The organism is Pseudomonas sp. GW822-FHT02G04 (genome assembly GCF_058802085.1).
Genome location: NZ_JBXANU010000013.1, coordinates 93,379 through 106,898 on the forward strand (window position 1 = coordinate 93,379; position 13,520 = coordinate 106,898).

Below are 13,520 nucleotides of genomic sequence, written 5' to 3' on the forward strand. Positions count from 1 at the left end.
TGGGCGCCCTACTTGCAGACCACCACCACACTGCGGTTCTTGTAATTGCCGATATCCGCGCCCAGGGTTTTGTCGCTTTCCTTGGTCGAAGGTGTGCCATCGGTACCGACAATCCGATAGCCGGTGCCGGCGCAAGAGGCATCGGCTTTTTCATAGCAACTGGCCCAGTCGTTGGCTTCCCCGGAGCAGTCGATGCTCAGGCCTTGCTCGCCATTCTTCAGGTAAGTCGTTTCGGACGTGGCGCAGCCACTCAGGGCCAGTACCACAATCAGTGGCAAAAATCTTTTCATGTCGTGGTCATCGTCAGTGATGGGGGCTAAACGCTATGACAGCGGCTGCAACAAAAGGTTATAGCGATTGGCCACTTCGTTGCAGGCATTCACAAAAAAGCCCTGTGCAAAGACAGGGCTGCGGTTGCGCCAGGTTCAGCTCAAGGCTTGTCCTTGCCGCGCCGCTTGGGTGCTGCGGGTTGATCCTGCAACACCGATGCCACTTCAATCGCCAACGCTTCTGTAGGGAACGGCCCGGCAATATTCTCGCCGCCGACGCTGTCTATCCACCACTGGCCGTCTTTAGCCTGATTGATCAGGTACCCGTTGACGCTTTTTGCTGCCGACATCTATCTGCCTCGTTGGCTGGTTCAGGTGCGCAATGATAGCGCCAAATGCCCTCAACGGGTGCCGATGGGTGTAGGGTGGGGCAGATTGTCGCTAGACTGATGGCCGCGCAGATCGTCAATCTCTGCTATCTATAAGAGGTTGTGCCGCTTATCTGCGGAACTATCCAGCAGAATATTTCTCTATGATGGCGTCGGTTAGCCAGTGCGGGGCATTGTAAGGTGCACGCCGCCTGATTAGACTGCGCCGAAACTCGTACACACAGCCCTTTCAAGGACTTATATGATCAAGAAATGCTTGTTCCCAGCAGCCGGTTACGGTACTCGCTTCCTGCCAGCGACTAAAGCCATGCCCAAAGAAATGCTGCCGGTGGTAAACAAGCCACTGATCCAGTACGGCGTCGAAGAAGCACTGGATGCCGGGTTGACCGAAATCTCCATCGTCACCGGCCGCGGCAAACGCGCGCTGGAAGACCACTTCGACATCAGCTACGAGCTGGAAAACCAGATCAAGGGCACTGACAAGGAGAAATACCTGGTCGGCATCCGTAAGCTGCTCGACGAGTGCTCGTTCTCCTACACTCGCCAGACCGAAATGAAAGGCCTGGGCCACGCGATCCTGACTGGTCGTCCGCTGATCGGCGACGAACCTTTCGCAGTGGTACTGGCGGACGACTTGTGCGTCAACCTCGAAGGCGACGGCGTACTGACCCAGATGGTCAAGCTGTACAAGCAGTTCCGCTGCTCGATCGTGGCCATCCAGGAAGTCGATCCTCAAGAAACCAACAAGTACGGTGTGATTGCCGGCGAAATGATTCGCGACGACATCTATCGCGTTCACAGCATGGTTGAGAAGCCAAAACCTGAAGACGCACCGTCGAACCTGGCGATCATCGGCCGTTACATCCTGACCCCGGACATCTTCGACCTGATCGAACAGACCGAGCCAGGCAAGGGCGGCGAAATCCAGATCACCGACGCCCTGATGAAACAAGCGCAAAACGGCTGCGTCATGGCCTACAAGTTCAAGGGCACGCGTTTCGACTGCGGTGGCGCCGAAGGCTACATCGACGCGACCAACTTCTGCTTCGAGAACTTCTACAAGACTGGCAAGGCTTACTGATAGCGTTTGACCTGCTTGTACTGAAAAGCCACCTTCGGGTGGCTTTTTCGTTTTTCGGCCCCAAATAGTTTGCAACGCTTGCCCAAAGGGCGCCCGCAGGTATGCTGGTGGCCTGCCGAGGAGATAGTAATGGCCTACGATTTTGACCTATATGTGATTGGTGCCGGTTCTGGCGGTGTGCGGGCTGCGCGGTTCGCGGCCGGTTTTGGTGCGAAAGTCGCCGTGGCCGAGAGCCGCTACCTGGGCGGTACGTGTGTGAACGTCGGCTGTGTGCCGAAAAAGCTGCTGGTCTACGGCGCGCACTTCGCCGAAGACTTCGAGCAGTCGCAAGGTTTTGGCTGGACTCCGGGTGAAGCGACGTTCGACTGGGCGACACTGATCGCCAACAAGGATCGCGAGATCAATCGCCTGAACGGCATTTATCGCAATTTGCTGGTCAACACTGGTGTGACCTTGCATGAAGGGCACGCGAAAATCGTCGATCCGCATCAAATCGAGATCAATGGCGAGCGTTACACCGCCAAAAACATCCTGATTGCGACCGGTGGCTGGCCGCAGATTCCGGAGATTCCGGGGCACGAGCATGCCATCAGCTCCAACCAGGCATTTTTCCTTAAAGAGCTGCCCAAGCGCGTTCTGGTGGTCGGTGGTGGCTACATTGCGGTGGAGTTTGCCGGGATTTTCCACGGACTGGGCGCTGAGACCACGCTGCTGTATCGCGGTGATCTGTTCCTGCGTGGCTTCGACGGCGCAGTGCGCAAACATTTGCAGGAAGAGCTGACCAAGCGCGGTATGGACCTGCAATTCAATGCCGATATCGAGCGTATCGATAAACAGGCCGATGGCAGTGTGAAGGCGACGCTCAAGGATGGTCGTGAGCTGGTGGCGGACTGCGTGTTCTACGCCACCGGTCGGCGTCCGATGCTCGACAACCTGGGGCTGGAAAACACCGGGGTCAAACTCGACAAGAAAGGTTTTGTCGAGGTCGATGAGCAGTATCAAACTGCTGAACCGTCGATCCTGGCCCTGGGCGATGTGATTGGTCGGGTACAACTCACGCCGGTTGCGCTGGCCGAAGGCATGGCCGTGGCGCGGCGGTTGTTCAAGCCTGAGCAGTGTCGCCCGGTGGATTACAAGATGATCCCGACCGCCGTGTTCAGCTTGCCGAACATCGGTACTGTCGGCCTCACTGAAGAAGAGGCGCGAGAAGCTGGGCACGATGTGGTGATCTTCGAAAGTCGTTTCCGGCCGATGAAGCTGACCCTGACCGAATGCCAGGAGCGCACCTTGATGAAGCTGGTGGTAGATGCCAAGACCGATAAGGTCCTGGGCTGCCACATGGTCGGCCCGGACGCCGGAGAGATCGTGCAAGGGCTGGCGATTGCCCTGAAAGCGGGCGCGACCAAGCGCGACTTCGACGAAACCATCGGCGTGCATCCGACGGCCGCCGAAGAGTTCGTCACCATGCGCACGCCGGTCGCGGGTTAATCGTCCTTCTGCGGTGCTGATGCGTCTGGTCCTGTCGCAACGACAGCGGCCAGGCGCACGCTTTCATCCAGGCTTGCCTGCAACTTGATCAGTTCAACTTCCAGCGCTTTGTTGATGTGCGATTGCTCGTCGATGTTCTGCTTGAGTGACTGGCTTTCCAGCAAGGCAATTCGCAAGCGTTCCTGGAGGAGGGTGCGTTCGCTGTCGATGCGGTTGACCTGTTCCAGTAACTGATCCTGTCGGCTGTTGGTGTGCTTGAGTTGCTCCTGCAACAGGCTCAACTCCCGCAGCGTGCCACGGTTTTCGGTCAGCAGACGCTCGTTGTCGCGATGCAGCTGGGTGATTTCATCCTGGCGTACCAGTGCGCTTTGCTGCGCCTGACGCAATTCCATCTGAATCTGCTGCACCTGACCTTCGTGGCGTCGCTGTTCCTGCTCGCGCTGGTCTTTGACGGCGTTGCGGTAGTGCTCCAGTGCTTCGCGGGCGTGCAGGTGTTTTTCTTCCAGTGAGCGGATCTGCTCGTCCTTGTCCTGCAAGCGTAATTCGAAATCGGCCAGCGCCTGGTTCAGCCCGGCGTTGCGGGTTTGCTCGGTTTGCAGCATCGAGCGAGTGTCGTGCAGTTCCGCCGATTCCTGGGTCAGCGCCAGGCTTTGAATTTCGTATTGCTGCTGCAATTCGGTATTGGCCTCGCGGGCCTCGTGCAGTTGGGTTTCCAGCTCTTTTCGTTGTTGCTCGAACTGCGCGCGTGCCTGGTCGATGGGTTCTTGCGCCTGTTCTTTCAGGCGTTGCGCTAGCCGCGCCACCAGCGCTGCCAGCTCATCATCGATGGGTTCGGAAGGTGCTTGCGCGGGTTCGGCGCCGTCATCGAGCTCTTTCAGATAACGATGGATCGTGGTTTTCGAGCCGGTATTGCCCATTTCGATCCGCACTGCGTCGATGCTTGGGTGTTCGCCCCGGGCGAGGATTGCCGAGCGTGCCGCTTGCACCAGTGCCTTGTTTACGCCGCCACGTGCCATGTGTTCTCCTACGATTTGATACTGTGGTACGTACCACTAATATGCACAATGTACCACGACACAGATAAAGTTAAAAACACATCATATTTCATGCGGGATATACTGGTATTACCCCGTGTGATCAGCTGTAGACCGGGTTTTCAATCGCCAACGCGGTACGTTTTCGAGCACTGAGCCCATGACCGATCTGGATCGCTACCTGCAAGCCGCCACCCGCGACAACACCCGTCGCAGCTATCGCGCGGCCATCGAGCACTTCGAAGTCAGTTGGGGTGGGTTCCTGCCGGCGACCAGCGATAGCGTGGCGCGATACCTGGTTGCACATGCGGGCGTGCTGTCGATCAATACCTTGAAGTTGCGCTTGTCCGCGCTAGCCCAGTGGCACAACAGCCAGGGGTTCGCCGATCCAACCAAGGCGCCGGTGGTGCGCAAGGTGTTCAAAGGCATTCGCGCATTGCACCCGGCCCAGGAAAAACAGGCTGAGCCGTTGCAGTTGCAGCATCTGGAGCAAGTGGTTGCCTGGCTGGAGCAGGAAGCGCAAACCGCCAGGGCGCAGGGCGATCGAGCGGGGTTGCTGAGAGCCAGGCGCGACACCGCGTTGATTCTGCTGGGCTTCTGGCGTGGTTTTCGTAGCGATGAGTTGTGCCGTGTGCAGATTGAGCATGTACAAGCCAGCGCTGGTTCAGGCATCACCCTCTACTTGCCACGCAGCAAGAGCGATCGCGAGAACCTAGGCCAGACCTACCAGACGCCGGCCTTGCAGCGCCTGTGCCCGGTGCAGGCCTATATCGAATGGATTACCGAAGCGGCGTTGGTCCGTGGTCCCGTGTTTCGGGGCATCGACCGCTGGGGCCATTTGAGCGAGGAGGGCTTGCACGCCAATAGCGTGATCCCGTTGTTGCGCCAGGCACTGGAGCGCGCCGGCATTGCGGCTGAGCACTACACCAGTCACTCCTTGCGTCGTGGTTTTGCCACCTGGGCCCATCAGAGCGGTTGGGATTTGAAGTCGTTGATGAATTACGTGGGCTGGAAGGATGTGAAGTCAGCCATGCGCTATGTTGAAGCCAGCCCGTTTCTCGGGATGACCCGAATCGCTGAAAAGCCGTTGGCGCTGTAGATCACGTTTTCTTCTATTAATACGCTCGGCTAATAGCGAAAACCAATCAGCAGCATCAGGTTTGCCAATGAGCCAACCGTCGATCGGGTGGGTAGGATTCACCACATCAACTTCATAACCCCTGACGGAGAGTCACCGATGCCTATCATCAACAGCCAAGTTAAACCGTTCAAAGCTAACGCCTTCAAAAATGGCGACTTCGTACACGTGTCGGACGCTGACCTGAAAGGCAAGTGGTCTGTCGTTTTCTTCTACCCGGCTGACTTCACCTTTGTTTGCCCGACCGAACTGGAAGACCTGGCTGACAACTACGCCGAGTTCCAAAAACTGGGCGTCGAGATCTACAGCGTTTCCACCGATACCCACTTTGCCCACGCTGCCTGGCACAACACTTCGCCAGCCATCGGCAAAATCCAGTACACCATGATCGGCGACCCGACTCATGTCATCTCCCGCAACTTCGACGTGCTGATCGAAGAAGCTGGCCTGGCTGACCGTGGCACTTTCGTGATCAACCCTGAAGGCCAGATCAAAATCGTTGAACTCAACGATGGCGGTGTAGGCCGTGACGCTTCCGAGCTGCTGCGCAAAATCAAGGCCGCTCAATACGTCGCTGCTCACCCGGGCGAAGTGTGCCCAGCCAAGTGGAAAGAAGGCGAGGCCACTCTGGCTCCGTCCCTGGACCTGGTCGGCAAGATCTAAGTCTGTGACGCGCTTCATCAGGGCGGAACTCCGCACCTACTAAGTAAGCTGCACCGCCCTCAAAAACGCCCGGGCGAGATTCGCTCGGGCGTTTTTTTATGTCTGATTGCTCTCTATTCAAACAGCATCTAAGGAAATCGCCCGTATGTTGGACGCCAATCTTAAAGCCCAGTTGAAATCGTACCTGGAACGGGTCACTCAGCCGATCGAGATCGTTGCATCCCTCGACGACGGTGCGAAATCCCAGGAAATGCTCGCGTTACTCAAAGACGTTGCCAGTCTTTCCACCCAGATTACTTTGCTCGACAACGGTAACGATGCACGTAAACCATCGTTCTCGATCAATCGCCCGGGAGCCGATATCAGCCTGCGTTTCGCCGGCATCCCGATGGGCCACGAATTTACATCCTTGGTGCTGGCCCTGCTGCAAGTCGGCGGCCACCCATCGAAAGCCAGTGCGGAAGTGATCGAACAGATCCGCTCGCTCAAGGGCGAGTTCAACTTCGAGACTTACTTCTCGCTGTCCTGCCAGAACTGCCCGGATGTGGTTCAGGCGCTGAACCTGATGGCCGTGCTGAACCCGAACATCCGCCACGTCGCCATCGACGGCGCGCTGTTTCAGACCGAAGTTGACGAGCGCCAGATCATGGCCGTGCCAAGCGTTTACCTGAACGGCGTGAACTTCGGCCAGGGCCGCATGGGCCTGGAAGAAATCCTCGCCAAGATCGACACCAGCGGCATCGAGCGTCAGGCCGAGAAGATCAGCGCCAAACAAGCCTTTGACGTGCTGGTCGTCGGCGGTGGCCCGGCCGGTGCTTCAGCGGCAATTTACGCCGCTCGTAAAGGCATTCGCACCGGCGTGGCGGCTGAACGTTTTGGTGGCCAGGTGCTCGACACCATGGCCATCGAGAACTTCATCTCCGTACAGGAAACCGAAGGGCCGAAACTGGCCGTGGCCCTGGAAGAACACGTCAAGCAGTACGACGTGGACATCATGAACCTGCAGCGCGCCGACAAACTGGTGCCGGGCAAAAACGGCGAGCTGCACGAAATCCACTTCGCCAGCGGCGCGTCCTTGAAAGCCAAGACTGTGATCCTCGCCACCGGCGCGCGCTGGCGTGAAATGAACGTTCCGGGTGAGCAGCAATACCGCAACAAGGGCGTGGCGTACTGCCCGCACTGTGACGGTCCGCTGTTCAAAGGCAAGCGTGTGGCGGTGATCGGTGGCGGCAACTCCGGCGTTGAAGCGGCCATCGACCTGGCCGGGATCGTGTCCCACGTAACGCTGCTGGAGTTCGACGTACAACTGCGTGCCGATGCGGTGTTGCAGCGCAAGTTGCACAGCCTGCCGAACGTTACCGTGATCACCAGTGCACAAACCACTGAAGTGACCGGCGACGGCCAGAAGGTCAACGGCCTGCGCTACAAGGATCGTCAGTCGGACGAGTTGCGCACTGTCGAGCTGGAAGGGATCTTCGTGCAGATCGGTCTGTTGCCTAATACCGATTGGCTCAAAGGCACTATCGAGCTGTCGCCGCGCGGCGAGATCATTGTCGATGCCCGTGGTGAAACGTCGATCCCCGGCGTGTTCGCGGCCGGCGATGTGACCACCGTGCCGTACAAGCAGATCGTGATTGCGGTGGGCGAGGGCGCCAAGGCTTCCTTGAGCGCATTCGATCACTTGATCCGAACTTCGGCGCCGGCATAAACACCGCCCCTGAAAACACAAAACCCCATGAGTGATCATGGGGTTTTTTGTATCTTGCACTGATCGTTCCCACGCTCTGCGTGGGAATGCAGCCCGGGACGCTCCGCGTTCCAAAAGCGTGACGCAGAGCGTCACAGGAGGCGTTACCACGCAGAGCGTGGGAACGATCAAGGCTGCGATCTTTTGATTTGGATTTACATCGGTGCTGGCTGAATGATTTCGACCCAGTAACCATCCGGGTCCTTGATGAAGGCCAGGCTCTTCATGCGACCATCGTTCAGGCGTTTCTGGAAATCGCAGCCCAGCGCTTCAAAACGTTCGCACGCGGCGCGGATGTCTGGCACCGAGATGCAGATATGGCCGAAGCCGCGCGGGTCGGTGTTGCCGTTGTGGTAGGCGAAATCCGCGTCGTTCTCGGTGCCGTGGTTGTGGGTCAGTTCGAGAATGCCGGGGATCGACTTCATCCACTCGGTGCGGGCAGCGGCATCGGACGGGATCTGGTTTTTATCGACCAGCGCCAGGAAATACAGGCTGAACTCGGCTTCCGGGAAATCGCGTTTTTCCACCAGCGAGAAACCCAGGACGCGGGTGTAGAAATCCAGCGACCGGGTGATGTCCTTGACCCGCAGCATGGTGTGGTTGAAGACGAACTTCTGGGTGGCGGCGTCAGGTTGGGCGGTCACACCAGGAAATGTATTGAGTTCGTGCAGGCTCATGGGCCCTCCGGAAATTCCAAGAATGGTCACAATGATACGCAAGGGGCCTGGCATCGCCAAACCAAAACCGCAGGCTTGCCTGCCGGGCGGGTGAAGCTCAGACTTTGCGCCTCAATCCGTGAGTGTTCATTGCAATGACCCGATCCTGTCAATTCATGTTCGTCCTGATGTGTCTGCTTTCAGGTGTTACCCGTGCTCATGCAGAGGCACCGGTCGTGACCTGGCCCAATGGATGGACTGTCGAGACCATCCCGCAAGACGAGGCCAGACCACAGGTTTCCCGGCAACGAGCGGTAAAAAACGACCAGGACGGTACACCGGTGATGGTGATGGAGTTGACCATGACTCAAGTGGAAAGCGGTCATCAGGTGAATCTGGAGGGTGTGTTACTGGAAATGCGCAAGTCCGTGCAGAAGGACTTTTTTCAGGGTGGCTATCAGAGCGTCTGCAACAAAATTCATCCGACTGCCTTGAGCCGGTTATCGGCGCTGGAAACTACCTGCACCATTACCCAGAACGGTCGACATGTGTTGTCTCAAACATTGGTCGCCGCAGTGGATGGCGATAAAGCCTATGTTCTTTCCTACGCGGGGCAGGCTGAGGTTTATAAGGCAAGTCAGGGCGACATAGAGGCGGCTCGAAACAGCTTGAAACTTTAGTTTAAGGTTTCTGTACCCACGTCTTTGAGCATGGCCCGCATTTTTAGATAGCCAAACGGATTAAGCACAAAGTTAGTCAGTCTATAGCGAGTTGATCGGCGACTATCGTCGCATTTTAGACGGCATCCGTGAAAAAGCCCTGCATTGGCAGGGCTTTTTTTATTACCGTGAGCGCTTAGGCACGCAGCCAGGAGTCAACGGTGGCTGCACCGTATTGTTCCTTCCAGGCTTTCAGGCCACGGTGGTTGCCGCCCTTGGTTTCAATCAGCTCGCCGGTGTGTGGGTTCTGATAAACCTTGACCACGCGGGCGCGGCGGGTTTTAGGCGCTGTTGCCTGTTGCAGGCCGGATTTCGCCGGGTGCGGGTCGAGGATGGCGATGATGTCGCGCAGGCTCTTGCCGTAGGTTTTCATCAGCCCCTGGAGCTTCTCTTCGAATTCGATTTCTTTCTTGAGCCCGGCATCGTTCTTCAGCGATTCCAACTGCTTGAGCTGTTCTTGAAGGGCCTTTTCAGCTGCACGGAATTCAGCGAGTCTGGACAATATCTTTACTCCAATAGTGTGTTTGGCTGAAACCAACCGCAAACAAAGCTATAAGCCAAGAGCCTTGAAGCGACTCGGTGATAATGACACGCCTGCCGATTTTGCACAGGTATGAAAAATTGTAGTAGTTAATTGGTCAAGAGTAAATCCTGACTTTTTCTTCATGTAACAAGAGTAGTCTTTTGATTCAATTTGGTGCGCATCATCATGATCTCGGCGCTTAACGTGGTTAGTTAATGATCACTTAATGCACTAATGAATTCTGCTCCGGGCATCGGTCGACCGAACAGATAACCTTGCAGAAAGTTCACGCCATGGGCGGTCAGATAGTCACTTTGCTCGTCGGTTTCCACCCCTTCGGCGACGATGCCCAGATCGAGTTTGGCCGAGAGTTCGATAATGCTGTCCAGAATGTGCCGGGAGAGGGCGTCGACACCGATCATGGCGACAAAGCTCTGGTCGATTTTCAGGAAGTCCACATTGAACTGGCGTAAGTAACCGAGGCTTGAATGGCCGGTGCCGAAATCGTCGATGGCGATCATCACACCCAGCGCGCGAAGCTGTTCGAACAACTGCAACGTGATGGCTGTCGGTTCGATGAGTTCGCGCTCGGTCAACTCCAGCACCAAGTGGACACTGCCCGGTGCAAAAGCACTGAGGAATTCACGGCAGTCTTCGACCAGTTGCAGGTCCCGGCAATGACTGGCGGTGATGTTGATGCCAATGTGGAACGGCCCGTCGAACGATGCAGACAAGGGCGCCAGCAATGCGGCGGTCTGTTGCATCAACGAGCGGGTCATCGGCACGATCAGCCCGGAATGTTCGGCAAACGGGATGAACAGATCCGGGCGTACCAAACCTTCTTTGGGGTGTTTCCAGCGCATCAAGACTTCGGCGCCGGACCACTGTTTGCTGTTGCCGTGCACCACCGGCTGAAAATACGGAACGAACTCTGCGGCCTCCAGCGCGCGCTGCATTTCACGGCTGGGCGACGCTGCGCGCTGCTGCAGGACATGCCCGATCGAGCCTGAAACCATACCGAAGAACATCAGCAGGCTGAACAGCGGCGGGTACTCGCTGCGCATGTAACGCCAGGTTTCACCTTCGGGGAAACCGGCGGCCACCGTAAAGGCATAACGCGAGGACGTCAGCGTACTTTGCGCCACCGGCAAGTCTGGCAGGGCAACGTCGTGGACCTTGCCATCGGCGGACAGCCAATGAGGGCCGATTTGCAGCAGCAATAATGCTTTACGACCGATCAGGCGCAACACGTTGCTCAAGTGATAACCGTCCAGCGTGGTCAATGCCCCCTGTTTTCCTTCACTGAGTCGATACACCAACAAGGCGGTATTGGGCGTGACGGCATTGCCATTCATGAGCCACAACTTGCCTTGGGTGTAGTCGCCGGGATTGACCGCTTCCTGATAGTCACCGAACAACGAACTGCAATAGATGTTGTTGTCCGAAACAAGGTTGGTCGAGCGCACAAAGGGCCGGCGGGTGACTTGTTCGCGCAGGGCCAGTTTGACGTCGTTGCAATTTTTGCCGGCCAGCGGCAGTAGCTCTTGCGCGGCTTGGGCGGTGTTGTCGAGCATCAGTTCGAATTGGCGGATGGCTTCTTCGGCCGTCAGTTCAGTACTTTGCCTGAGCGCACGTTCAGCCTGCAGATAAAGAATGACCAGCCCCAGTAAAACCGGGAGCAACCCGCTCAGAACGGTGACAACAATTCGGGTACCACGTTTACGGCGGCTTTTGACGTTCAGTGGCATTCGCGAAGCTTCCCCGGAAAAGTTCAGCCATGATAGTTGGCCATTGGTAGTTATGCCGCTCAACGAGCATTCAGACTTGAGGCCAGTTTGATAAAGGCCAGTGTTGCAGGTGATGACTGACGCTGATCGAGCACCGCCAGACCGATCTGGCGGCTGATGGGTGGAGACAGTGGTTTTTTCACGTAGCGGCTGTCGTTGTCGTCGGGCAGTGAGCCTTCGGCGACCACGGTCAGGGCGTCGCCACGAGCTACTGTGTCCAGCGTGCTGAGCAACTGCGAGCAGCGATACCGAATGTTCGGCGTCAATCGCGCCGCATTGAACACGCGCGACACCAGCTCCGAAGACCCGGCCTCGGTCAGCACAAAAGGGTCGTGGCACAAGTCGCTCAAACTCACGCTGTCGCGACCGGCCAGTGCATGATCGGCAGGCAGCAGCGCGACCATCTGATCTTCGATCAGTGCAATCGTGTCGAAACGTTCCTGGGGCAACACCACGAAACCAATATCGATACGTCGTTCCTCCAGCCATTGGATCACTTGGCGGTCCGGACCTTCGTCGATGTGAACCTCAATGCCCGGGTGTGCGGCGCGGTAGTGCTGCAAAATCCTCGGCAGCAGCTTGATCGATGACGTCGGGCCGAACGAGCCGATGCGAAGAGTGCCGCGTTTCATGCCGCGGGCATCGGCCGCCTCCTGGCGCAAGGTGTTGGCCAACCCGAGCATCGCCCGAGCGCGCAGTAATAGCTGCTGGCCGATGTCACTCAACTCGACCTGGGACTGATGCCGGCGCAGCAATTCGACACCCAACTCCTGCTCCAACGACTTGAGTGCGTGGGAGACCGCAGACTGGGAAATCTCCAAACGATGGGCGGCCGCCGTGAAGCCACGCAGTTCGGCCACCAGCGAGAAAATTTCGAGTTGAGTGAGTGTCATAAGCTTTTACTCATTTTACGATGATCGATCATTAGTCGAATGATACGCCACGTACCCGATTTCTGGTGGTGGAGACTTATGACTACGTGTGAACAGACCCTTGCGAATCCTTCGGATGTGCCGGTCTATCTAAAACTGGCGGCGGTCACCATGATCTGGGGCGGGACGTTCGTCGCCGGGCGGTTTCTGGCCGACAGCCTCAGCCCGTTATTGGCCGCGAGTTTACGGTTCATGCTGGCGAGCATCGCGTTGTTGCTGTTCCTGCTACTGGCGCGGGTGCCTTTGGTTCGACCTAGCCCGAGGCAGTGGCTACAACTGGCGCTGCTGGGTTTCTTCGGGATCTTCTTCTACAACCTGTGCTTCTTTTACGGGCTGCATTACATCAACGCGTCACGGGCGTCTTTGATCGTGGCGTTGAACCCGGCGGTGATCGGCCTGGCGTCGTGGTTGCTGTTCAAGGAGCGGCTGAGCCGGGCGAAAGTGACCGGTATTGCGATCTGTATTGCCGGCGCCAGCCTGGTGATCGTCAGCCGCAATCCGCAGTTACTGGCCGGCAACGCCGATGCCTGGATCGGCGATTTGTTGATCTTCGGCTGCGTGCTCGGCTGGGGCATTTATTCGCTGTTCTCCAAAGGCCTGAATCAAACACTGGGGCCGGTGCAGACGGTGACGTATTCGATTTTGCTCGGCACGCTGATGCTCTGGGTGACCAGCGCCGTGCGGGGCGAGCTAAGTGTCGCAGCGCTCACCGGACTCGGCGCGCAACAATGGTTGAGCCTGATGTACCTGGGCGTGCTGGGTTCGGCATTGGCCTACATTGGTTATTACGACGGCATCCGCAAAATCGGCGCGACGCGCTCGGGCGTGTTTATCGCCCTGAACCCGCTGACTGCTGTTCTTCTCGGCGCGTTGTTGCTGGGCGAGCAGCTGACACTGGCGATGTGCCTGGGCGGCGGGCTGATCCTGGCGGGGATTTTCCTGTGCAACAAACCGCTTGCGCAGGCCACGAAAAAGGGGATTGTATAAGAAGGCGGACAAACTGATTTACGCTGTGTAGAATCCGGTTACGCATATAAGAATAATCGTCTTCTGGCAGCAGAAGCCTCGCCCGCAAGAGCCTTGGGTCGACAATG

14 protein-coding genes are annotated in these 13,520 nt (G+C 57.3%); 7 read left to right on the top strand and 7 right to left on the bottom strand.

What is annotated here, in order from left to right; translation table 11 throughout:
• Positions 1–8: 8 nt before the first annotated feature.
• Together AC1RO5_RS17640 and AC1RO5_RS17645 are read right to left on the bottom strand one after the other, a co-directional pair.
• Positions 9–290 carry a hypothetical protein gene (locus AC1RO5_RS17640; protein WP_493176581.1) on the bottom strand — a complete coding sequence of 94 codons (282 nt, stop codon included), beginning with the start codon at positions 288–290 and terminating at the stop codon, positions 9–11.
• Between the two features lie 140 nt (positions 291–430).
• Entirely contained in the window at positions 431–619 is a 189-nt protein-coding gene (locus AC1RO5_RS17645; protein WP_007935646.1) for a hypothetical protein, read from the bottom strand.
• Positions 620–899: 280 nt separating this feature from the next.
• Between AC1RO5_RS17645 and galU the strand changes: the two genes are divergently transcribed.
• Complete coding sequence (gene galU / locus AC1RO5_RS17650) at positions 900–1,739, top strand: UTP--glucose-1-phosphate uridylyltransferase GalU (protein WP_007935647.1); 840 nt, start codon at positions 900–902, stop codon at positions 1,737–1,739.
• A 129-nt stretch (positions 1,740–1,868) separates the two neighbouring features.
• Positions 1,869–3,227, top strand: coding sequence for a glutathione-disulfide reductase (gorA, locus tag AC1RO5_RS17655; protein WP_493176583.1), 1,359 nt, complete (start codon positions 1,869–1,871; stop codon positions 3,225–3,227).
• Here gorA and AC1RO5_RS17660 read toward each other — a convergent pair.
• Positions 3,224–4,243: a DNA-binding protein gene (locus AC1RO5_RS17660; protein ID WP_493176585.1), complete on the bottom strand. Its 1,020-nt coding sequence runs from the start codon at positions 4,241–4,243 to the stop codon at positions 3,224–3,226. The two genes, gorA and AC1RO5_RS17660, sit on opposite strands and share 4 nt — an antisense overlap.
• A 178-nt stretch (positions 4,244–4,421) precedes the next feature.
• On the opposite strand from AC1RO5_RS17660, the gene AC1RO5_RS17665 reads away from it, so the two are divergent.
• The 3 genes from AC1RO5_RS17665 (at position 4,422) to ahpF (ending at position 7,770) form a co-directional block, all read left to right on the top strand.
• Positions 4,422–5,360 carry a site-specific integrase gene (locus AC1RO5_RS17665; RefSeq protein WP_493176586.1) on the top strand — a complete coding sequence of 313 codons (939 nt, stop codon included), beginning with the start codon at positions 4,422–4,424 and terminating at the stop codon, positions 5,358–5,360.
• Positions 5,361–5,498: 138 nt separating this feature from the next.
• Positions 5,499–6,062 carry an alkyl hydroperoxide reductase subunit C gene (gene ahpC / locus AC1RO5_RS17670; RefSeq protein WP_007935654.1) on the top strand — a complete coding sequence of 188 codons (564 nt, stop codon included), beginning with the start codon at positions 5,499–5,501 and terminating at the stop codon, positions 6,060–6,062.
• A 145-nt stretch (positions 6,063–6,207) separates the two neighbouring features.
• Complete coding sequence (gene ahpF, locus AC1RO5_RS17675; RefSeq protein WP_493176588.1) at positions 6,208–7,770, top strand: alkyl hydroperoxide reductase subunit F; 1,563 nt, start codon at positions 6,208–6,210, stop codon at positions 7,768–7,770.
• 194 nt (positions 7,771–7,964) lie between these two features.
• Here the strand turns inward: ahpF and gloA are convergent, their stop codons facing one another.
• A complete protein-coding gene (gene gloA, locus AC1RO5_RS17680) occupies positions 7,965–8,486 on the bottom strand; it encodes a lactoylglutathione lyase (protein ID WP_493176589.1) in 522 nt (173 codons plus the stop codon).
• Positions 8,487–8,641: 155 nt separating this feature from the next.
• On the opposite strand from gloA, the gene AC1RO5_RS17685 reads away from it, so the two are divergent.
• A complete protein-coding gene (locus tag AC1RO5_RS17685) occupies positions 8,642–9,145 on the top strand; it encodes a DUF4946 domain-containing protein (protein WP_493176590.1) in 504 nt (167 codons plus the stop codon).
• Positions 9,146–9,320: 175 nt separating this feature from the next.
• On the opposite strand, the gene AC1RO5_RS17690 is transcribed toward AC1RO5_RS17685, so the two are convergent.
• The 3 genes from AC1RO5_RS17690 to AC1RO5_RS17700 form a co-directional block, all read right to left on the bottom strand.
• Positions 9,321–9,686, bottom strand: a complete 366-nt coding sequence (locus AC1RO5_RS17690) for a histone-like nucleoid-structuring protein, MvaT/MvaU family (RefSeq protein WP_007935661.1) — start codon at positions 9,684–9,686, stop codon at positions 9,321–9,323.
• Between the two features lie 233 nt (positions 9,687–9,919).
• Positions 9,920–11,455, bottom strand: coding sequence for an EAL domain-containing protein (locus AC1RO5_RS17695; protein ID WP_493176592.1), 1,536 nt, complete (start codon positions 11,453–11,455; stop codon positions 9,920–9,922).
• 59 nt (positions 11,456–11,514) lie between these two features.
• The gene (locus AC1RO5_RS17700) at positions 11,515–12,387 is read right to left on the bottom strand and encodes a LysR family transcriptional regulator (protein ID WP_493176594.1); all 873 of its coding nucleotides are present in this window, start codon (positions 12,385–12,387) and stop codon (positions 11,515–11,517) included.
• A gap of 78 nt (positions 12,388–12,465) precedes the next feature.
• Between AC1RO5_RS17700 and AC1RO5_RS17705 the strand changes: the two genes are divergently transcribed.
• A complete protein-coding gene (locus AC1RO5_RS17705) occupies positions 12,466–13,413 on the top strand; it encodes a DMT family transporter (RefSeq protein ID WP_493176596.1) in 948 nt (315 codons plus the stop codon).
• Positions 13,414–13,520 lie beyond the last annotated feature (107 nt).

What these genes read in the sequence shown, in the direction of transcription:
- AC1RO5_RS17640 (WP_493176581.1), bottom strand. Translation starts at nt 290, where the DNA reads ATGAAAAGATTTTTGCCACTGATTGTGGTACTGGCCCTGAGTGGCTGC.
- AC1RO5_RS17645 (WP_007935646.1), bottom strand. Translation starts at nt 619, where the DNA reads ATGTCGGCAGCAAAAAGCGTCAACGGGTACCTGATCAATCAGGCTAAA.
- galU (WP_007935647.1), top strand. Translation starts at nt 900, where the DNA reads ATGATCAAGAAATGCTTGTTCCCAGCAGCCGGTTACGGTACTCGCTTC.
- gorA (WP_493176583.1), top strand. Translation starts at nt 1,869, where the DNA reads ATGGCCTACGATTTTGACCTATATGTGATTGGTGCCGGTTCTGGCGGT.
- AC1RO5_RS17660 (WP_493176585.1), bottom strand. Translation starts at nt 4,243, where the DNA reads ATGGCACGTGGCGGCGTAAACAAGGCACTGGTGCAAGCGGCACGCTCG.
- AC1RO5_RS17665 (WP_493176586.1), top strand. Translation starts at nt 4,422, where the DNA reads ATGACCGATCTGGATCGCTACCTGCAAGCCGCCACCCGCGACAACACC.
- ahpC (WP_007935654.1), top strand. Translation starts at nt 5,499, where the DNA reads ATGCCTATCATCAACAGCCAAGTTAAACCGTTCAAAGCTAACGCCTTC.
- ahpF (WP_493176588.1), top strand. Translation starts at nt 6,208, where the DNA reads ATGTTGGACGCCAATCTTAAAGCCCAGTTGAAATCGTACCTGGAACGG.
- gloA (WP_493176589.1), bottom strand. Translation starts at nt 8,486, where the DNA reads ATGAGCCTGCACGAACTCAATACATTTCCTGGTGTGACCGCCCAACCT.
- AC1RO5_RS17685 (WP_493176590.1), top strand. Translation starts at nt 8,642, where the DNA reads ATGTTCGTCCTGATGTGTCTGCTTTCAGGTGTTACCCGTGCTCATGCA.
- AC1RO5_RS17695 (WP_493176592.1), bottom strand. Translation starts at nt 11,455, where the DNA reads ATGCCACTGAACGTCAAAAGCCGCCGTAAACGTGGTACCCGAATTGTT.
- AC1RO5_RS17700 (WP_493176594.1), bottom strand. Translation starts at nt 12,387, where the DNA reads ATGACACTCACTCAACTCGAAATTTTCTCGCTGGTGGCCGAACTGCGT.
- AC1RO5_RS17705 (WP_493176596.1), top strand. Translation starts at nt 12,466, where the DNA reads ATGACTACGTGTGAACAGACCCTTGCGAATCCTTCGGATGTGCCGGTC.